We start from the raw sequence: 17,942 nt of genomic DNA, 5'->3' as shown, positions 1-17,942 counted from the left end.
GGGGCCAGCGGCAAACTTGTCAGGCGTTCTTGGTGACGTAGTCTTCGATCTCGGTGAGCAGGGTGGTCTTGGTGGTGTCGTCGGCGAAGGAGACGCGGACGGCGGTGCGGGCGAATTCGGCGATGCCCTGTGCGTCCAGGTCGAGCAGGTCGGCGACCACGGCGTACTCGTCGACCAGGGTGGTGCCGAACATCGGTGGGTCGTCGGAGTTGATCGTGACGACCAGGCCGGCCTCGACCATCGCGCGGATCGGGTGCTCGTCGTACGAGCGGACCGCCTGGGTGGCGAGGTTCGAGGTCGGGCTGACCTCGAGCGGGATCCGGTGCTCGCCGAGGTAGTCGACCAGCGCGGGGTCCTGGGTCGCGGAGGTGCCGTGGCCGATCCGCTCCGCCTTCAGCACCCGCAGCGAGTCCCAGATCGTCTCCGGTCCGGTCGTCTCACCCGCGTGCGGGACGCTGTGCAGACCGGCCGCGCGGGCCTCGTCGAAGAACGGTGCGAACTGCGGCCGCGGTACGCCGATCTCCGGGCCGCCGAGGCCGAACCCGACCAGCCCGTCCGGCCGGATCCCGGTGGCGATCTTCAGCGTCTCGGCCGCTCCCTCGATCCCGAGCTCGCCCGGGATGTCGAAGATCCAGCGCAGCGTCACGCCGAGTTCCTTCTCGGCCGCGGTCCGGGCGTCCTCTATCGCCTCGCAGAACGCCTCCGGGGCGACACCGCGCAGGACCGACGTGTACGGCGTGACGGTGAGCTCGGAGTACCGGATGTTCTGCGCGGCCATCTCGCGGGCCACCTCGTAGGTGAGGAAGCGGACGTCGTCCGGCGTGCTGACCAGGTCGACCACGGTCAGGTAGACCTCGATGAACTTTGCGAAGTCGGTGAAGGTGAAGTACTCGGCCAGCGCGGCCGGGTCGGCCGGGACCGGCGAGCCGGGGTGCCGGGCGGCGAGCTCGGCGACGATGCGCGGCGTGGCGGAGCCGACGTGGTGGACGTGCAGTTCGGCTTTGGGCAGTCCGGCAAGGAATTCACGCGTCACGGTCATGGCCGGGATCCTATGCACGCGGCGGGTGGCGGCGCCCGGAAGCTGACAATCATTTGTCAGGAGTGGTTGCGGGCGGCCCGGCTAGGGCCTTCGGCCAGGTCAGTGGCACGATTCACTCCGTGAGCGAGCGCTTTGACTTCACCGGTGACGAGCTGATGCCGGCCTACCGTGCGGCCGTGGACGCGATCGAGGCCGGTGATCTGGTCGTGTTGCCGACCGACACCGTGTACGGGATCGCCGCGGATGCCTTCAAGGCCGACGCGGTGCAACGGCTGCTGGACGCCAAGGGCCGCGGCCGCGACATGCCGCCGCCGGTGCTGATCTCGGTGGTCGAGTCGCTGGACGCGCTGGCGACCGACGTACCGGAGGCCGGGCGGAAGCTGGCCGAGGCGTTCTGGCCGGGGCCGTTGACGGTGATCTGCCACGCGCAGGGTTCGCTGATGTGGGACCTGGGGGAGACCCACGGGACCGTCGCGCTGCGGGTGCCGGACCACGAGAACACTCGCGAGCTGCTGTCCCGGACCGGACCGCTGGCGGTCTCCTCGGCGAACAAGAGCGGGCGGCCTGCGGCGCTGGACGTGTACGACGCGGAGGAGCAGCTGGCCGAGTCGGTCGCCGTCTACCTCGACGGTGGCGAGGTCACCGGCGGGCAGCCGTCGACGATCGTGGATCTGACCGGCGAGGTGCCGCACGTCGTACGGATCGGTGCGCTGACGATGGCCCAGATCCGCGAGGTCGTCCCGGACGCGACCACCGACCTCGAGCCCGACGTGCCGGTGGCCGACGAGCCGGCCCAGGAGCCGGTCCAGGACGAGGTGCCAACCGAAGAGCCGGTGGCGGCGTCCAACCAGGAGCAGGCCGACGAGGCCAAGCCCGACGAGACCGTCGCGGCCGAAGGGGAGACCACTGTGGACGGCGACGCGGCTGATGTGAGGCCGGCGGACTAGTGCGCGAGTATCTGCTCGTCCTGTTCGTGGCGATGGCCACGACCTTCCTGCTGACCGGTATCGCCCGCAAGATCGCCCTCCGGTACGGCGCCGTCGCCAAGGTCCGCTCCCGGGACGTGCACAAGGTCCCGATCCCGTACTTCGGCGGCATCTCCATCCTCGGTGGGCTGGTGGCCGGCTTCGCGGTCGCCTCCAGCCTGCCGTTCCTCGGTGACAGCCTGCAGATCGCACACGACGCCCGGGCGATCCTGGTCGGCGGCGTGGTGATCTGCGCGGTCGGCGTGATCGACGACCTGGTCGAGCTCGACCCGATCACCAAGCTGGCCGGCATGGTGCTGGCCGTCGGCGTGATGATCGTGCAGGGCATCCAGCTGTACTGGATCCCGCTGCCCGGCGGCATCTTCTCGCCGCCGGCGTCCCAGCTGGCCGTGCTGACCGCCGGCATCCTGCTGGTCTCGACCAACGCGGTGAACTTCGTCGACGGCCTGGACGGACTGGCCGCCGGGGTGACCGCGATCGGCGCGGCCGCGTTCTTCACCTACTCGTACGTGCTGAACGTCGAGCAGAACCTCGACCGCGCGACCACTTCGACGATGATCACCGTCGCGCTGGCCGGTGCCTGTCTGGGCTTCCTGCCGCACAACTTCTTCCCAGCAAGGGTTTTCATGGGCGACTCGGGCGCCCTGCTGATCGGGTTGATGCTGGCCGCGTCGACGATCAGCCTGACCGGCCAGATGGATCCCAACGCCGTCCCGTACGAGGTGGGCGGCTCGAGTCTGCTGCCCGCGCTGCTGCCGTTGATCCTGCCGATCGCGGTGCTCGCGATCCCTGCTGTGGATCTCACGATGGCCTACATCCGGCGTACGAAGGCAGGGCGTTCTCCGTTCGCCGCGGACAAGTTGCACCTGCATCACCGGCTGATGCAGCGGGGCCACTCACACCGTCGTGCGGTGCTGCTGATGTACCTGTGGACGGCCTTGATCGCCTTCGGTGTCGTGGTGCTCGGCCTGCTGCTGTCGGTGTGGACGGTGATTCTTGTGCTGGCCGTGACGGTGACCGCGATCCTGCTCACGACCGGCCTTCCGCGTCGCGCCGCAAAGCCGCTCGCGAAGGTCTGAGAGCGGCGCTGTAGTTCTGGCAAAGGAAGACCAGACCAGTGCGTGTCGTGGCCTACCGATAGGGTGTTCGTGTACAGCGGCAGGGGTGCCCGTTTTGCTGACCGTGCAGACTTTGTGCTAGTTTTCACAAGCACCAGCTAAGAACAGTTTCACCCCTGACCCCGCCCACCCGACGACCGAGGGCAAGAATCCCGGTCGCCAGCAGGACGGAACCACCAGATGGCTCCCTCAGACAGAGGTCCGAAAGTCGCCGGCCAGGCTACGAGGCACCCGGCGTTGGTAATGCTGCGCGGCGCTCTCATCGCAGGCCTGGTCGTCGGCGTGAATGCCGCCGCGATCTCCGCGGTCGCCGCCGGAGTCAAAGGCTTGTGGGGCGCACTGCTCGGCCTGTTGATGGTCATCGTCTTCTCCGGTGCCGGCCTGTTCGTCCTGCACCTGTCCCGGCGCAGTACGCCGACCATGCAGCTCGCCCTCGCGATGGCCTCCTACACCGGCCGGATCGCGATCTTCGGCGGCCTGCTCGCGCTCGCGCTGAACTCCGACAGCCTGGCCCGTAACGTCAACCTGACCGCGCTCGGCGTCAGTGCCATCGTGGTCGTGATGGGCTGGATGGCCGGCGAGATCTGGGCCTGGTCGCACCTGCGCATCCCGATCTACGACCTCGACAACGAGGTAATGGCGTGATCACCCGCGGTAGCGCTCCGGTAAGGCGTTTCCCAACTGTGACAAGAGATGTGGTGCAGTGCACGGACGTCAATGTGACCGCACGTCTCGCCGACTGGTACCTTTCGGGTGCTCATGAGTCAGCAACCAGATCCGAAGCCGACACCGAATACCTCGGGCGACGGCTGGCGGGTCCTGTCCTACTTGATCGGCGGAATCCTCGTCTACGGGGGTATCGGGTTCGGGTTGGATCGCTGGCTGGGCACCTGGTTTCTTCTTCCGGTGGGCATCGTGATCGGTGCCGGCCTGACGATCTTGTTGTTGAACTTCCGGTACCGGCAGCAACCCTGAGCCGTACCGGGTCTGACGTAGTTGACCGCCTTGCCCTGAGCCGCCCTGCCCTTAGCCCTATGGCGAACGACTTGAGCACGACGCGAGAGGAGACCCGGTGAGCGCCGGCGTTTCGACCGAGTTCATTTCCCCCGGTCCACAGAGTTTCGACACCCCAGGCCTGTTCGGCGTGGACTGGCTGACCAAGCCCGTCCTGGTGGCGGCGCTGTCGGTGGTAGTGATCGTCTGGTTCTACTGGGCGGCTTCCCGCAAGGCCGCTGTCGTGCCGTCGAAGCTGCAGTTCGCCGGTGAGCTGGGCTACAACTTCGTCCGCAACTCGATGGCGCGCGATGCGATCGGCAGCCAGGAGTACATGAAGTACGTGCCGTACCTGTGCGGCTTGTTCTACTTCATCCTCTTCAACAACGTCGCCGGCACGATCCCGCTGATCCAGTTCCCGACCTTCAGCCACATCGGCTGGGCGTACGTGGCCGCGATCATGAGCTGGGTCATCTACAACGCGGTGGGCATCAAGAAGAAGGGCCTCTGGGGCTACTTCAAGCACCAGACGATGCCGGCCGGCGTACCGCTGTGGCTGATGCCGCTGATGATCCCGATCGAGTTCATCTCGAACATCCTGGTCCGCCCGGTCTCGCTGAGCCTGCGGTTGTTCGCCAACATGTTCGCCGGCCACATCCTGCTGCTCGTCTTCGTCACCGGTGGCGACTACATGCTGCGCGAGACCGGCAGCATCGCGCTCGGCGGCGTCGGCATCATCACCTTGCTGATGGGCCTCGCGATCGCCGGACTGGAGCTGTTCGTCCAGTGCATCCAGGCCTACATCTTCGTCGTCCTGACCGCGCAGTACATCGGTAGCGCGATCTCCGACGAGCACTGATCCGCCGCACCACCCCCATAGACCCGTAGCAACGGAAACCCGGATAGCACTTATCCGTACCGAAAGGAACACACCGCAATGAGCGCTCTCGACATCACCGGCAACATCGCCGTTCTGGGCTACGGCCTCGCAGCGATCGGCCCGGGCGTCGGTGTTGGTCTGATCTTCGCCGCCGTCATCAACGGCACCGCGCGTCAGCCCGAGGCACAGAGCCGGCTGCAGTCGATCGCGTGGATCGGCTTCGGCGTCACCGAGGTGCTGGCGATCATCGGTATCGCCCTCGCCTTCGTATTCCGTAAGTGAGCCCACTCTTCTCTGACTGACAGGACTCAGACATGTTGACGATGGTGCTACCGCTCAGCGAGGCCGCCGGGGAAGACCCGAACCCGCTGCTGCCGCACAACGCCGAGATCATCTTCGGTTTCGTCTTCCTGATCCTGCTGGCCATCGCCTTCGCCAAGGTCGTCGTCCCGAAGTTCGAAAAGGCGTATGCCGATCGGACCGCGGCGATCGAAGGCGGGATGAACGAGGCCAAGCAGGCCCAGGCCGAGGCGAAGGCGGCGCTCGACAAGTACAACGCGCAGCTGGCCGAAGCCCGGCAGGAAGCTGCGAAGATCCGTGAGGACGCGCGCGAGCAGGGTGCGCTCATCATCGCGGAGATGCGTGAGCAGGCGAACGCCGAAGCAGAACGCATCGTGACCCACGCCCGCACCCAGATCGACGCCGAGCGCACGCAGGCGGTTGCCTCGCTGCGCAGTGAGGTCGGCACGCTCGCGACCTCGCTGGCCGGCCGGATCGTCGGTGAATCGCTCGAGGACGAGGCGCGCCAGCGTCGTACGGTCGAGCGTTTCCTGTCCGAGCTGGAGTCCTCGGAGTCGGCCCGGCAGGCAGTCGGAACGGACGGCTGATGCGCGGCGCTTCGAAGGAGTCACTCGTCCGGGCCCAGGCGGCCCTGGCGGGTGTCACCGTCTCCGAAGACCTCGGCGCCGAGCTGTTCTCGGTCGCCAAGGTGCTCGACGGCAACGGCACGCTGCGCCGGGCGCTGACCGATCCGGCCCGGCCCGCCGCGGCGCGGACCGGACTGGCCGGACAGTTGTTCGGCGGCAAGATCTCGGCCCAGGCGCTCGAGATCCTGACCGCCGCGGTGAACGGGCGCTGGGTCAGCGCCCGGGACCTGGCTGACGCGCTCGACCAGTTGAGTGTCGAGGCCGAGATCGCGTACGCCGACGGGCAGCGCGAGCTGGACGAGCTCGAGGACCAGCTGTTCCGCCTCGACCGGGTGGTCGTGGCCGAGCGGGTGCTGGCCGACAAGCTGAACGACCGGAGCATTCCGCTCGCGGCCCGCCAGGGACTGCTGCGCGGTCTGCTGGAGGGCAAGGCCGACGCCGTCACCGTGCGGCTGGCCGAGCGCGCGGTCGACGGCCGCGGGCTGCACTTCGCGGCCGTGATGCGCGGCTACCAGGTCGCTGCCGCGGCTCGCCGGGACGCCAGCGTCGCGACGGTCCGGGTGGCCGCCGACCTGACCGAAGGCGAGCGTTCCAGGCTCGCCGACGCACTCGGGCGGCAGTACGGCCGGCAGATCCAGCTGAACGTGATCGTGGACCCGAACGTGGTCGGCGGTGTCCGGGTGGACATCGGCGACGAGGTGATCGACGGAACCATCGCGGCCCGGCTCGACGAGGCGCAACGGCGCATCGCGGGCTGACCCTAACGACATATTGCGGCGCTAGCGGTCAGCAAGCCTCTAGAGCCATCCACAGGCCAAGCTAGGCCAAGGAAGCAGGGACGGAAGATAATGGCGGAGCTCACGATCAGGCCGGAGGAAATCCGGGACGCCCTGGATCGCTTCGTCTCCGACTACGAACCGGAGACGGCGACCCGCGAAGAGGTCGGCACCGTTGTCGACGCAGGCGACGGCATCGCGCACGTCGAGGGACTGCCCTCGGCGATGGCGAACGAGCTGCTCACCTTCGAGGACGGCAGCCAGGGCATCGCCTTGAACCTCGACGTCCGCGACATCGGCGTCGCCGTTCTCGGTGAGTTCAGTGGCATCGAGGAGGGCCAGCAGGTCCGCCGGACCGGCCAGGTGCTGTCCGTGCCGGTCGGCGAGGGCTACCTGGGTCGCGTCATCGACCCGCTCGGCAAGCCGATCGACGGCCTCGGCGAGATCAAGGACATCGAAGGCACCCGCGCGCTCGAGCTGCAGGCAGCCGGCGTGATGGACCGCCAGGAGGTCCGCGAGCCGCTGCAGACCGGTATCAAGGCGATCGACGGGATGATCCCGATCGGCCGCGGCCAGCGTCAGCTGATCATCGGCGACCGGTCGACCGGCAAGACCGCGATCGCGATCGACACGATCATCAACCAGAAGGCCAACTGGGCCTCCGGCGACCCGAAGAAGCAGGTCCGCTGCATCTACGTCGCGATCGGCCAGAAGGGCTCGACGATCGCCTCCGTGCGTGGCGCGCTCGAAGAGGCCGGCGCGATGGAGTACACCACCATCGTCGCCTCCCCGGCCTCCGACCCGGCCGGCTTCAAGTACGTCGCGCCGTACACCGGTTCGGCGATCGGCCAGCACTGGATGTACCAGGGCAAGCACGTCCTGATCGTCTTCGACGACCTGACCAAGCAGGCCGAGGCCTACCGGTCGATGTCGCTGCTGCTCCGCCGCCCGCCGGGCCGCGAGGCCTACCCGGGTGACGTCTTCTACCTGCACAGCCGGCTGCTCGAGCGTTGCGCGAAGCTGTCCGACGAGCTGGGCGGCGGCTCGATGACCGGCCTGCCGATCATCGAGACGAAGGCCAACGACGTGTCGGCCTTCATCCCGACCAACGTCATCTCGATCACCGACGGCCAGATCTTCCTCCAGTCGGACCTGTTCAACGCCAACATCCGGCCCGCCATCGACGTCGGTGTCTCGGTGTCCCGGGTCGGCGGTGCCGCGCAGGTCAAGGGCATGAAGAACGTCTCCGGCTCGCTGAAGATCGACCTCGCCCAGTTCCGCGCGATGGAGGCGTTCGCGATGTTCGCCTCCGACCTCGACGCCACCTCGCGCCGCCAGCTGGACCGTGGTCAGCGCCTGGTCGAGCTGCTCCGCCAGCCGCAGTACTCGCCGTACCCGATCGAGGAGCAAACGGTCTCGATCTGGGCCGGTACGACCGGCAAGTTCGACGACGTCCCGGTCAACGACGTACTCCGGTTCGAGCGCGAGTTCCTGGACTTCCTGCGTCGCGAGAGCAACGTGCTGGACGCGGTCCGCGAGTCGGGCAAGTTCGAGGACGAGTCCGCGGCGGCCGTGACGGACGCGATCGACAAGTTCAAGCCGACCTTCCAGACCTCCGACGGCCAGCTGCTGGCCGGCAAGGAGGAGACCGCGGCGATGGACTCCGAGGACGTCGAGCAGGAGCAGATCCGCAAGCAGAAGCGGGGCTGATCACCCATGCCAGCCAGTCTGCGGGAGCTTCGTGAGCGTCGGGCCTCGGTCTCGACGATCAAGAAGCTGACCCGCGCGATGGAGCTCATCGCGGCGTCCCGGATCGTCAAGGCGCAGCAACGCGCCGCGGCGGCCGGTCCGTACGCGCGTGAGCTCACCCGTGCCGTGTCGGCGGTGGCGACGTACTCCAACGTCGACCACCCGCTGACCACCGAGAAGCCGGACGCGAAGCGTGCTGCCGTCCTGCTGATCACCTCGGACCGTGGCCAGGCCGGGGCGTACTCCTCCTCCGTGATCCGCGAGGGTGAGCGGCTGAACCAGCTGCTGCGCGAGGACGAGAAGGAGATCATCCCGTTCCTGAGCGGCCGCAAGGGCATCGCCTACTACACCTTCCGGCAGCGTGAGATCGCGCAGTCGTGGAGTGGCGATTCCGACGCGCCGTCGTTCGCCCGGGCCCGGGAGATCGCCGACGCCCTGATCGAGAAGTTCCTGACCCCGACCGACGAGGGCGGCGTGGACGAGATCCACATCGTCTTCACCCGGTTCGTGTCGATGCTGACCCAGCGCCCGGACGTGATCCGGTTGCTGCCGTTGGAGGTCGTCGAGGGCGAGGAGCCGCCGGCGGCGGACGAAGTACTGCCGCTGTACGAGTTCGAGCCGTCGGCCGAAGAGGTGCTGGACGGCCTGCTGCCGAAGTACGTCGCCAGCCGGATCCACTACTGCATGCTGCAGGCGGCGGCGTCCGAGCTGGCCAGCCGGCAGCGGGCGATGAAGTCCGCGACCGACAACGCCCAGGACCTGATCGAGTCGCTCACGCGGCAGTTCAACCAGGCCCGCCAGGCCCAAATTACCCAAGAAATCAGCGAGATCGTCGGTGGCGCCAGCGCGCTGGCCGATGCCAACGCCGGGAGCGAGTGAGAGAGATGACTGCCACGGTTACCGAGAAGAACGACAACAGCGGAGGGGCCGCCTCCGTTGGCCGCGTCGCCCGGGTGATCGGCCCGGTCGTCGATGTCGAGTTCGCGGCCGACGCGATGCCCGACATGTACAACGCGCTCGAGGTGGACATCACCCTGGGCGAGACCACCCAGACGATCACCCTAGAGGTTGCGCTGCACGTCGGCGACAACATCGTCCGGGCGATCTCGATGAAGCCCACCGACGGCCTGGTCCGCGGTGCCGAGGTGCGCGACACCGGTGCGGCGATCTCCGTCCCGGTCGGCGACGTCACCAAGGGCCGGGTCTGGTCCGTGACCGGCAAGTGCCTGAACCAGGACGAGTCCGAGTTCGAGATCACCGAGCGCTGGCCGATCCACCGCAAGGCGCCGGCCTTCGACCAGCTCGAGTCCAAGACCCAGATGCTGGAGACCGGCATCAAGGTGCTGGACCTGCTCACGCCGTACGTCCAGGGTGGAAAGATCGGCCTGTTCGGCGGTGCGGGCGTCGGCAAGACGGTGATGATCCAGGAGATGATCTACCGGATCGCGCACAACTTCGGTGGCACCTCGGTGTTCGCCGGCGTCGGCGAGCGGACCCGTGAGGGCAACGACCTGATCCACGAGATGGAAGAGGCCGGCGTCTTCAAGGACACCGCGCTGGTCTTCGGTCAGATGGACGAGCCGCCGGGCACCCGGCTGCGGGTGGCGCTGTCCGCGCTGACGATGGCGGAGTACTTCCGCGACGTCGCCAACCAGGACGTGCTGCTGTTCATCGACAACATCTTCCGGTTCACCCAGGCCGGTTCCGAGGTCTCCACGCTGCTCGGCCGGATGCCGTCGGCGGTTGGTTACCAGCCGAACCTGGCCGACGAGATGGGCATCCTGCAGGAGCGGATCACCTCGACCCGCGGGCACTCGATCACCTCGATGCAGGCGATCTACGTGCCGGCCGACGACTACACCGACCCGGCTCCGGCGACCACCTTCGCCCACCTCGACGCGACCACCGAGCTCTCCCGCGACATCGCGTCGCGTGGTCTGTACCCGGCCGTCGACCCGCTGACCTCCACGTCGCGGATCCTCGACCCGCAGTACATCGGCCAGGAGCACTACGACGTGGCCGTCCGGGTGAAGCAGATCCTGCAGAAGAACAAGGAACTGCAGGACATCATCGCCATCCTCGGTGTCGACGAGCTGTCCGAAGAGGACAAGATCGTCGTCGCCCGGGCGCGCCGGATCGAGCAGTTCCTGTCGCAGAACACCTACATGGCGGAGAAGTTCACCAACATCCCGGGCTCGACCGTGCCGCTGAAGGACACCATCGAGTCCTTCAAGAAGATCACCGAGGGCGAGTGCGACCACATCGCCGAGCAGGCGTTCTTCAACACCGGTTCGCTCGAGGACGTCGAGCGCAAGTGGGCAGAGCTGCAGAAGGACAACTGAGATGGCCGATGAATCCGCCAAGCACCTCGAGGTAGCCCTCGTCGCGGCCGAGCGGACCGTGTGGGAGGGGCAGGCGAAGATCGTCATCGCCCGCACCACCGACGGCGACGTCGGCATCCTGCCGGGGCACGCGCCGTTGCTGGGTCTCCTGCAGGGCGGCACCGTCCAGGTGCGGACCGTCGACGACGAGTACTTCGTCGCGGCCGCGCCGGACGGCTTCATCTCGGTGGCCAACGACCGGGTCTCGATCCTGGCCGAGAACGCCGAGATGGGGCACGACATCGACCTGGAAGAGGCCAAGCTGGCACTCGAGCGGGCGCTGTCGACCGGTACCGACTCCGAGGACGAGCAGGAGCAGGTGCGGCTCGCCGAGGCCAGGGTGCGGGCCGCCGAGACGGCGTCCTGACCCCACCTGCCATAATTGAAAACAGTCACACTCAGCACGGTTCGGGGTAGGTGCCGCCAGGTCGTCGGCACCAGGAATGGGGTCGGCAGCTTATGAGGACAGTCCTCGATGTGGTCGGGGTCTGTCTTGCTGCCGCCGTACTGCTGATCATTTTTTTCGCGTTCCGCCGTCGCTGGTTGTCCAGGGACGGCGGAACGTTCGATTGCAGCCTCCAGCTGGCTGAGAAGGACCACGGCCGCGGCTGGGCGCTCGGCATCGCCCGGTACGTCGGCGACGACCTCGAATGGTTCCGGGTCTTCAGCCTGGCCTGGTGGCCGAAGCTGACCGTGAGCCGCCGTCAGTTGCAGGGCGTCACCACCCGCCGCCCGATGGGCAACGAGCCGCTGGTCACGTACGCCGGCCACGTCATCGTCGACGCCGAACTCCGCGACCGCACCGTCCACTTCGCGATGACCGAGGAAGCCCTCACCGGCGTCCTCGCCTGGATGGAATCCGCACCCCCCAACACCCAGACCTACCTCTGACCTTCCGCTTGCGTCCGAAGAAGTGGACGAGACGTCCCTCCGCTTCTTCGGACGTAACGGTTGGGTGGGGCGTCTAGGGTCGGGGTATGACGGGTGTGTTGCTTGAGCTGGATCTGACTCGGGGTGTGCTGGAGACGCCGCCTGCATCGCCGTTGGCTGCGTTCAGGGCGCGGCATCTGCCGACCTTGCGGGAGCTGGTGTCGGCGCTGCGCAAGGGGTCGCGGGACGACTCCGTGCTGGGGCTGGTCGCGCATCTGGGTGGGCCGGCATTGTCGCTGGCTCAGGTGCAGGATCTTCGCGAGGCAGTGGCCGACTTCCGGGCGTCCGGGAAGCCGGCGGTGGCCTGGACCGAGTCCTTTGGTGAGGTCGGTGGCGGGACAGTGCCGTACTACCTGGCTACCGCGTTCGACGAGATCTGGCTGCAGCCTTCGGGGGACCTCGGGATCACCGGGGTTTCCGTGCAGGCGACGTTCATTCGTGGTGCGCTGGACAAGGCTGGGCTGATCCCGCAGTTCGGCAAGCGGCGTGAGTACAAGACCGCCGTCGACACGTTCACCGAGAAGGAGATGACCGGACCGGGCCGCGAGATGGCGGCGCGGCTGGCCGAGTCGGCGTACGAGCAGATCGTCGAAGGCATCGCCGTACGGCGTGGGCTGGAGCCGGCGCGCGTCAAGGAGCTCGTGGACAGTGCGCCGCTGGCCGCGGAGGCCGGCCGGGAAACCGGGCTGGTGGACAAGCTGGGGTATCGGTCGGACGTGTACGACGCGCTGCGGAAGGGGCTCGGGGAGTTCGAGCCGTTGCTGGCCGAGCGGTACGTGCGGCGTGGACCGCGGACGCTCGACGAGGTGCGCAAGGCGCTTCCGTGGCCGCAGAAGCCGGTGGTGGCGGTCATCCGGATCAGCGGTGGGATCACTGTCGGCCGCAACTCGGGCGGTGGGCCGCTGGGTGGTCCCGGGTCGGGCTCGGACACCGTAGGCGCCGCTCTGCGGGCTATGGCTCAGGACGACAAGGTCAAAGCCGTCGTACTCCGGGTCGACAGCCCTGGTGGGTCATACGTCGCCTCTGACGCCATCCGCCACGAGGTGCTGCGGCTGCGAGCCACCGGGCGTCCAGTGATCGCGTCTATGGGCAGTGTGGCCGCATCTGGTGGCTACTTCGTCGCCATGCCTGCCGATGTCGTCGTAGCTCAACCAGGGACCATCACAGGCTCTATCGGCGTCTTCACGGGCAAGGGAGTGGTCCGGGACGCGCTGGGCCGCCTCGGCATCTCTCAGCAGGCTGTGTCCGAGGGGGAGAACGCCCGGATGTACTCCGCCCAGGAGGAGTTCTCACCTGAGCAGTGGGAGCGTCTGGAGGAGACCCTGGACCGCATCTACACCGACTTCGTCGCCAAGGCTGCCCAGGACCGCGGCCTTGCCGAGGCAGAGCTGGAAGCCCTGGCTCGCGGCCGGGTGTGGACCGGCGCCGACGCCCACGCCCACAAGCTCGTCGACGAACTAGGCGGCTTCGAACACGCCCTCCGCCTGGCCTGCAACCGCGCCGGCCTCGACCGAGACAACATCGCCCTCGCCGCCGCCCCGCACCGCAACCTCCTGGACCGCCTCCGCCCACCCACCACCACCGAAGACCTAGCAGCCACCAGCAAGTCCCCCTTCACCACACACGGCCTAACCACCACCATCTACAAAGCCCTAGGCCTCCCACCCACCGGCCTACTCACCATGCCCACCACCTGGTCCATCTCCTAGCCGACTCTGGGGAAGGTCTCGTCTGGGAGGGGCTCGCCTGGCGTGAGGTGTAAGGGGTCGGTTACTACGTGGGGGGTGCCGGAGTAGGTGGTGTTGGCGTCTATGTAGATGTTGATGTGGGCGAAGCGGGCGGTGTCTGTGGTGTTGGGGAGGGCCATGTGTCCGGTGTAGCCCGAGTGGAAGGTGCAGTCGCCGGCGTACAGGGGGATGGTGACTCGGGGCGAGTAACGGAGCTCTGGGGCTCGGGTGAAGAGGTCTTCTTCGTCTGCGAGGTTCTGGGGTTGTAGGTCGGTGCGGGTGTGGGAGCCGGGGAGGAAGGTCATGCAGCCGCGTTCGGGTGGTACGTCGACCAGGGCGATCCAGGCTGACAAGGGGAGCCGGTCGTTCGCGTGGGGCCAGTAGGGGCGGTCCTGGTGGAAGTGGGTGGCCGCGTTGCTGTTGGGTTCCTTGACGAGCATCTGGTCGTGCCAGAGGCGGACGGGGAATCCGGCTAGCTGTTCGGCGACGGTGGCGATGCGGGGGTGGAGCGTCAGCTCCCGTAGTACCGGGTCTTGCTGCCAGACGTTGACCAGCTGGCTGAAGATGGAGTCCTGTTGGAGGCGGTCGGCGCGGTGTTCTTCCAGGTAGCTGCCGGCACGGGATCGGTAGCGGTCGACCTCGGCCGGGGTGAGGACTGACGGGACTCGGACGAATCCGTCCTTGCGGTAGGCGTTGATCAAGTCATCCATGGTGATAACCATGAAGTCCGCCGATAAAAGGCGACAGGGCGATCGTGACCAGTAGTCGTACGATTCTGACATGCCGGAGACGCTGCACGAGGTGGAGTTGTTCGTCGGTGGACCGGTCTGGGGTGGGGTCCATCGGCTGAACGAGGATGTCGAGCCGCATGCTCATGACTTCCTGGAGATCGCGGTGGTCGGCGCCGGGAGCGGGCGGCACGAGACGAGCCAGGGGGAGCGCAGCGTGCGGCACGGGATGGTCGTCGTACTACGCCCTGGCGCGTGGCACGCGTTTCGCCGTACGACGGATCTCGTCGTCGCCAACTGCTGCGTCTCGATGCCCGGTCTGCAGGGCCAACTCGCCGGCCTGCAACAACTTCCAGTACTGCGGGACCTCCTGTGGACCGGACCTGCTGCCCGGGCACCCCACGGCGTCGAGCTCACTCAGGTCGCCCCAGATGCAGCAGACGAAGCAATAGAAGAGATCGCCAAGCTGGAGCAGGAGCTGTCCCACCAGAGAGCGGGGCGAGTGCTGGGGAGGCTTGTGACGGTGCTCGGCATCATGGCTGATGGGCGGGTTGGGGAGCAGGCGGTGGAGCAGGTGGTGCATCCGGCGGTGGTGGCGACGGTGGCTCGGCTTGAGGGGGCGATCGCCGAAGCGTGGTCGTTGGATGACCTTGCACAAGCTGTGAGTCTCGATCCGGCCTATCTCAGCAGGCTGTTTCGCCGTGACACCGGCTTGAGCCCGCTCGCCTTCCTGGCTCGGCAGCGGGCTGAGCGGGCAGCGGTGCTTCTCGCACAGACGGACCTGCCCGCCGCCCGCGTGGGGGCGGCAGTCGGGTGGACTGATCCGACCTACTTCGCCCGGCGCTTCCGCTCCCTGGTTGGATCGACACCGACCGAGTACCGCAACCGGAGCGGCAGATGACCGACGATCTCCGCCGGCTCGCCACCCTCGCGGCCCGCCGTCGCGGCGCCGGCGAGGTGAGAACGGCAGGGCGTGGCACCGAGTTCGCCTTCTTCGTCGCCGACAACGGCGAGGGCTACCGGGTGCCGCGGGCCGATCTGTCCGACCGGGTCAACGACCCGGACGTCAGCGCTTACCACCTGCAGCGCAAGGAGCAGATCTTCACGACCTGGGCTGCCGAGCACGACCTCCCGGCCGCCGAGGTGCGAGAGCTGCTGGAGATCGAGGGCATTCCGGTTCTGGTCGTGACCGTGGTGGAGGACGACGGGTCGGAGTTGGCCGGCCGCGCATTCGGCCGGATGCTCGCGCGAATGCATCAGACACCCCCGCCCACCAGCAGCGCCGAGCACCAGTCGCCCACCGGCAACGTCCACCACCAAGAGGATCTCGCAGACACGATCGCGGCTCGGCTCACTCATCGGCACGCGGCGCTCACGAAGTACGGGCTCGAGCACTTGCCCGCACCACATGAGCTCGCAGAGATGATCCGGGCCGGGACCGGGCCGGACGTGGTGAATCACCTGGACCTGCGCAGGCAGAACGTTCGCTGTCAGGACGGTGAGGTGAAGGCGCTCTTCGACTGGAGCAACGCGTTGCTCGCGCCGGTGGAGCTCGAGCTCGCCCGGCTCACCGAGTACGCCGAGATCGCGGAGAACGGGCTGGAGCTCCGCGAACTGATCGCCGGGTACCGCGAGGCGGGTGGGATCGTCGCCGATCACACCGACGCCTGGCGGCTGCTCCGGCTGGACGCCGCGGTGATGCTCGCGAACCTGTTCGACTCGGTGGTCCCGGACCCCCGGATGCGGGACCTGTTCCTCAAGCGATCAGCGGCATTGCTCTAGCGATCGCCGCCCGGGACCCAGAGGACGTCGCCACCCGAGGACAGGTTCGCCACTCGGCCGAGGATGAAGAGTAGGTCGGACAGCCTGTTCAAGTAGGTGATCGCCAGCAGGTTCACCGAGGGTCCGTGAGCCTCGACAGCGGCCCAGCCTGCCCGTTCGGCTCGGCGAGTGACGGTGCGGGCGACGTTCAGGTACGCCGAACCGACCGATCCGCCCGGCAGGATGAACGAGCGGAGTTTGGTGAGACGGTTGTTGTACTCGTCGCACCAGCCTTCGAGCCGGTCGATGTAGTCCTGGGTGATCCGCAGCGGCGGGTACTCCGGGTCGGGGGCGATCGGATTGCACAGGTCCGCACCCACGTCGAACAGGTCGTTCTGGATCCGCGTGAGCAGCAGCACCAAGGAGCTGTTCAGGTGGCCGGCCGCGATCGCGACGCCGATCGAGGAGTTCGCCTCGTCGACCTCGCCGTACGCCGCGAGCCGCGGATCGGTCTTGGTGGTCTTGCTCATGTCGCCCAGGCGGGTCTCGCCGGCATCGCCGGTCCGGGTATAGATCCGCGTCAAGTTCACAGCCATGTCACGGCACTCTACGCAGGGTTGTGAACGAGAGCAGATACAGTCAGCAGGTGGAACGGTTTCGGATCGCGGGTGAAGCACGGCTCGAGGGCTCTGTCGAGGTGGCGGGCGCGAAGAACAGCGTGCTGAAGCTGATGGCGGCGGCGTTGCTGGCCGAGGGGACGACGACGCTTCGGCAGGTGCCGAGCATCCTCGATGTCACCTTCATGGCGCAGCTGCTGGACACGCTCGGCTGCAAGGTGCTGGTCGACGCTGACGCTGGTACGGCGACGATCGCGGTGCCCGGTGAGATCGGCCACCAGTGCGACTACGAGCTGGTCCGCAAGCTGCGCGCCTCGATCTCGGTGCTCGGCCCGCTGCTCGGCCGCTGTGGTCAGGCGGAGGTGGCGCTGCCGGGCGGCGACAACATCGGTTCCCGCGGGCTCAACATGCACGTCGCCGGCCTGGAGTCGATGGGCGCCAAGGTCCACATCGAGCACGGTTTCGTGATGGCCGAGGCGCCGCAGGGTCTGCACGGCGCCGAGGTCTGGCTGGACTTCCCGAGCGTCGGCGCGACCGAGACGATCATGATGGCCGCCGTGCTGGCCAAGGGCACCACGGTGATCGAGAACGCCGCCCGGGAGCCCGAGATCCAGGACATCGCCGCGATGCTGGTCGAGATGGGCGCGCAGATCGACGGCGCCGGTACGCCGCGGATCGAGGTCTCCGGCGTCGACGGGCTGCTCAAGCCGGTCGAGCACGTGGTCGTTCCGGACCGGATCGTCAGTGGGAGCTGGGCATTCGCCGCCGCAATCACCAAGGGTGACATCACGATCGCGAACGGTCATGCCGAGCATCTCGAACTGCCGCTGGACAAGCTGCACAAGGCCGGCGCCGAGATCACCATCCTGAACCCGGGCTTCCGGGTCGTGATGCACGACCGCCCGAAGCCGGTCGACGTCGTCACCCTGCCGTACCCGGGCTTCGCGACCGATCTGCAAGCCTTCGTGATCGCGATGAACGCCGTGAGCGACGGCGCCGCGATGGTCACCGAGAACCTCTTCGAGGGCCGGTTCACCTTCGCCCAGGAGCTGACGCGACTGGGTGCGCAGATCCAGACCGACGGCCACCACGCCGTCGTACGGGGTGTTCCGCGGTTGTCCGGGGCGCCGGTGGTGGCCAGTGACATCCGCGCCGGAGCCGCGCTGGTGATCGCCGGGCTGGCCGCCGAGGGGGAGACGTTGGTCTCGGCCGCGCACCACGTGCACCGCGGCTACACCGACTTCGCCGGCAACCTCCGACGCCTCGGCGCCGACGTCACGGTCGAACCGGACGACGCGGACGTCTACTGGAACTAGTGCGGGCGTATTACC

At 67.6% G+C, this 17,942-nt stretch carries 20 protein-coding genes; 17 read left to right on the top strand and 3 right to left on the bottom strand.

Annotation, left to right across the window (positions count from 1 at the left end):
* Positions 1-19: 19 nt before the first annotated feature.
* Positions 20-1,039: an adenosine deaminase gene (locus ABZ004_RS15895; protein WP_355680582.1), complete on the bottom strand. Its 1,020-nt coding sequence runs from the start codon at positions 1,037-1,039 to the stop codon at positions 20-22.
* A gap of 119 nt (positions 1,040-1,158) precedes the next feature.
* Between ABZ004_RS15895 and ABZ004_RS15890 the strand changes: the two genes are divergently transcribed.
* The 14 genes from ABZ004_RS15890 to sppA all read left to right on the top strand — a co-directional run bounded on the left by ABZ004_RS15890 (position 1,159) and on the right by sppA (position 13,487).
* Entirely contained in the window at positions 1,159-1,986 is an 828-nt protein-coding gene (locus ABZ004_RS15890) for an L-threonylcarbamoyladenylate synthase (protein WP_355680581.1), read from the top strand.
* Positions 1,986-3,104 (top strand): MraY family glycosyltransferase, encoded by a 1,119-nt coding sequence (locus ABZ004_RS15885; protein WP_355680580.1) that lies wholly within the window; start codon positions 1,986-1,988, stop codon positions 3,102-3,104. The genes ABZ004_RS15890 and ABZ004_RS15885 overlap by 1 nt, the downstream gene beginning before the upstream one ends.
* Before the next feature lie 282 nt (positions 3,105-3,386).
* Complete coding sequence (locus tag ABZ004_RS15880) at positions 3,387-3,788, top strand: hypothetical protein (RefSeq protein ID WP_355680579.1); 402 nt, start codon at positions 3,387-3,389, stop codon at positions 3,786-3,788.
* Positions 3,789-3,902: 114 nt separating this feature from the next.
* The gene (locus ABZ004_RS15875) at positions 3,903-4,118 is read left to right on the top strand and encodes a hypothetical protein (protein ID WP_355680578.1); all 216 of its coding nucleotides are present in this window, start codon (positions 3,903-3,905) and stop codon (positions 4,116-4,118) included.
* 97 nt (positions 4,119-4,215) lie between these two features.
* Positions 4,216-4,995 carry a F0F1 ATP synthase subunit A gene (gene atpB / locus ABZ004_RS15870; protein ID WP_355680577.1) on the top strand — a complete coding sequence of 260 codons (780 nt, stop codon included), beginning with the start codon at positions 4,216-4,218 and terminating at the stop codon, positions 4,993-4,995.
* 78 nt (positions 4,996-5,073) lie between these two features.
* A complete protein-coding gene (gene atpE / locus ABZ004_RS15865; RefSeq protein ID WP_355680576.1) occupies positions 5,074-5,298 on the top strand; it encodes an ATP synthase F0 subunit C in 225 nt (74 codons plus the stop codon).
* A 32-nt stretch (positions 5,299-5,330) separates the two neighbouring features.
* Complete coding sequence (locus tag ABZ004_RS15860; RefSeq protein WP_355680575.1) at positions 5,331-5,903, top strand: F0F1 ATP synthase subunit B; 573 nt, start codon at positions 5,331-5,333, stop codon at positions 5,901-5,903.
* Positions 5,903-6,700 carry a F0F1 ATP synthase subunit delta gene (locus ABZ004_RS15855; RefSeq protein ID WP_355680574.1) on the top strand — a complete coding sequence of 266 codons (798 nt, stop codon included), beginning with the start codon at positions 5,903-5,905 and terminating at the stop codon, positions 6,698-6,700. Before ABZ004_RS15860 ends, ABZ004_RS15855 begins: the two co-directional genes overlap by 1 nt.
* A 90-nt stretch (positions 6,701-6,790) precedes the next feature.
* On the top strand, positions 6,791-8,428 hold the full coding sequence (gene atpA / locus ABZ004_RS15850; RefSeq protein ID WP_355680573.1) for a F0F1 ATP synthase subunit alpha: 1,638 nt from the start codon (positions 6,791-6,793) through the stop codon (positions 8,426-8,428).
* 6 nt (positions 8,429-8,434) lie between these two features.
* The gene (locus ABZ004_RS15845; RefSeq protein WP_355680572.1) at positions 8,435-9,346 is read left to right on the top strand and encodes a F0F1 ATP synthase subunit gamma; all 912 of its coding nucleotides are present in this window, start codon (positions 8,435-8,437) and stop codon (positions 9,344-9,346) included.
* A 5-nt stretch (positions 9,347-9,351) separates the two neighbouring features.
* On the top strand, positions 9,352-10,809 hold the full coding sequence (gene atpD, locus ABZ004_RS15840; protein ID WP_355680571.1) for a F0F1 ATP synthase subunit beta: 1,458 nt from the start codon (positions 9,352-9,354) through the stop codon (positions 10,807-10,809).
* Between the two features lies 1 nt (position 10,810).
* Positions 10,811-11,215, top strand: coding sequence for a F0F1 ATP synthase subunit epsilon (locus ABZ004_RS15835; RefSeq protein ID WP_355680570.1), 405 nt, complete (start codon positions 10,811-10,813; stop codon positions 11,213-11,215).
* Positions 11,216-11,307: 92 nt separating this feature from the next.
* Positions 11,308-11,739: a DUF2550 domain-containing protein gene (locus tag ABZ004_RS15830; RefSeq protein WP_355680569.1), complete on the top strand. Its 432-nt coding sequence runs from the start codon at positions 11,308-11,310 to the stop codon at positions 11,737-11,739.
* 86 nt (positions 11,740-11,825) lie between these two features.
* Positions 11,826-13,487, top strand: coding sequence for a signal peptide peptidase SppA (gene sppA / locus ABZ004_RS15825; protein WP_355680568.1), 1,662 nt, complete (start codon positions 11,826-11,828; stop codon positions 13,485-13,487).
* Here sppA and ABZ004_RS15820 read toward each other — a convergent pair.
* Positions 13,484-14,215, bottom strand: coding sequence for a phytanoyl-CoA dioxygenase family protein (locus tag ABZ004_RS15820; protein ID WP_355680567.1), 732 nt, complete (start codon positions 14,213-14,215; stop codon positions 13,484-13,486). The genes sppA and ABZ004_RS15820 overlap by 4 nt on opposite strands.
* A gap of 70 nt (positions 14,216-14,285) precedes the next feature.
* Here ABZ004_RS15820 and ABZ004_RS15815 point away from each other — a divergent pair, with 70 nt between their 5' ends.
* Together ABZ004_RS15815 and ABZ004_RS15810 are read left to right on the top strand one after the other, a co-directional pair.
* On the top strand, positions 14,286-15,134 hold the full coding sequence (locus ABZ004_RS15815) for an AraC family transcriptional regulator (protein WP_355680566.1): 849 nt from the start codon (positions 14,286-14,288) through the stop codon (positions 15,132-15,134).
* Positions 15,131-16,015, top strand: a complete 885-nt coding sequence (locus ABZ004_RS15810) for an aminoglycoside phosphotransferase family protein (RefSeq protein ID WP_355680565.1) — start codon at positions 15,131-15,133, stop codon at positions 16,013-16,015. The genes ABZ004_RS15815 and ABZ004_RS15810 overlap by 4 nt, the downstream gene beginning before the upstream one ends.
* Here ABZ004_RS15810 and ABZ004_RS15805 read toward each other — a convergent pair.
* Positions 16,012-16,590, bottom strand: a complete 579-nt coding sequence (locus tag ABZ004_RS15805) for a cob(I)yrinic acid a,c-diamide adenosyltransferase (protein ID WP_355680564.1) — start codon at positions 16,588-16,590, stop codon at positions 16,012-16,014. The two genes, ABZ004_RS15810 and ABZ004_RS15805, sit on opposite strands and share 4 nt — an antisense overlap.
* A gap of 50 nt (positions 16,591-16,640) precedes the next feature.
* On the opposite strand from ABZ004_RS15805, the gene murA reads away from it, so the two are divergent.
* Positions 16,641-17,927, top strand: coding sequence for a UDP-N-acetylglucosamine 1-carboxyvinyltransferase (murA, locus tag ABZ004_RS15800; protein WP_355680563.1), 1,287 nt, complete (start codon positions 16,641-16,643; stop codon positions 17,925-17,927).
* Positions 17,928-17,942 lie beyond the last annotated feature (15 nt).

Source organism: Kribbella sp. NPDC006257 (assembly GCF_040613535.1).
GTDB lineage: Bacteria > Actinomycetota > Actinomycetes > Propionibacteriales > Kribbellaceae > Kribbella.
The sequence above is the reverse complement of the archived record's forward strand: the minus strand, read 5'-3'. Positions and strand labels throughout refer to the sequence as shown.

Bases quoted from the DNA above. Each gene is read 5' to 3' on its own strand.
- ABZ004_RS15895 (WP_355680582.1), bottom strand. From the start codon at position 1,039: ATGACCGTGACGCGTGAATTCCTTGCCGGACTGCCCAAAGCCGAACTG.
- ABZ004_RS15880 (WP_355680579.1), top strand. From the start codon at position 3,387: ATGCTGCGCGGCGCTCTCATCGCAGGCCTGGTCGTCGGCGTGAATGCC.
- ABZ004_RS15875 (WP_355680578.1), top strand. From the start codon at position 3,903: ATGAGTCAGCAACCAGATCCGAAGCCGACACCGAATACCTCGGGCGAC.
- atpE (WP_355680576.1), top strand. From the start codon at position 5,074: ATGAGCGCTCTCGACATCACCGGCAACATCGCCGTTCTGGGCTACGGC.
- ABZ004_RS15860 (WP_355680575.1), top strand. From the start codon at position 5,331: ATGTTGACGATGGTGCTACCGCTCAGCGAGGCCGCCGGGGAAGACCCG.
- ABZ004_RS15855 (WP_355680574.1), top strand. From the start codon at position 5,903: ATGCGCGGCGCTTCGAAGGAGTCACTCGTCCGGGCCCAGGCGGCCCTG.
- atpA (WP_355680573.1), top strand. From the start codon at position 6,791: ATGGCGGAGCTCACGATCAGGCCGGAGGAAATCCGGGACGCCCTGGAT.
- ABZ004_RS15845 (WP_355680572.1), top strand. From the start codon at position 8,435: ATGCCAGCCAGTCTGCGGGAGCTTCGTGAGCGTCGGGCCTCGGTCTCG.
- atpD (WP_355680571.1), top strand. From the start codon at position 9,352: ATGACTGCCACGGTTACCGAGAAGAACGACAACAGCGGAGGGGCCGCC.
- ABZ004_RS15835 (WP_355680570.1), top strand. From the start codon at position 10,811: ATGGCCGATGAATCCGCCAAGCACCTCGAGGTAGCCCTCGTCGCGGCC.
- ABZ004_RS15830 (WP_355680569.1), top strand. From the start codon at position 11,308: ATGAGGACAGTCCTCGATGTGGTCGGGGTCTGTCTTGCTGCCGCCGTA.
- sppA (WP_355680568.1), top strand. From the start codon at position 11,826: ATGACGGGTGTGTTGCTTGAGCTGGATCTGACTCGGGGTGTGCTGGAG.
- ABZ004_RS15820 (WP_355680567.1), bottom strand. From the start codon at position 14,215: ATGGATGACTTGATCAACGCCTACCGCAAGGACGGATTCGTCCGAGTC.
- ABZ004_RS15815 (WP_355680566.1), top strand. From the start codon at position 14,286: ATGCCGGAGACGCTGCACGAGGTGGAGTTGTTCGTCGGTGGACCGGTC.
- ABZ004_RS15810 (WP_355680565.1), top strand. From the start codon at position 15,131: ATGACCGACGATCTCCGCCGGCTCGCCACCCTCGCGGCCCGCCGTCGC.
- ABZ004_RS15805 (WP_355680564.1), bottom strand. From the start codon at position 16,590: ATGGCTGTGAACTTGACGCGGATCTATACCCGGACCGGCGATGCCGGC.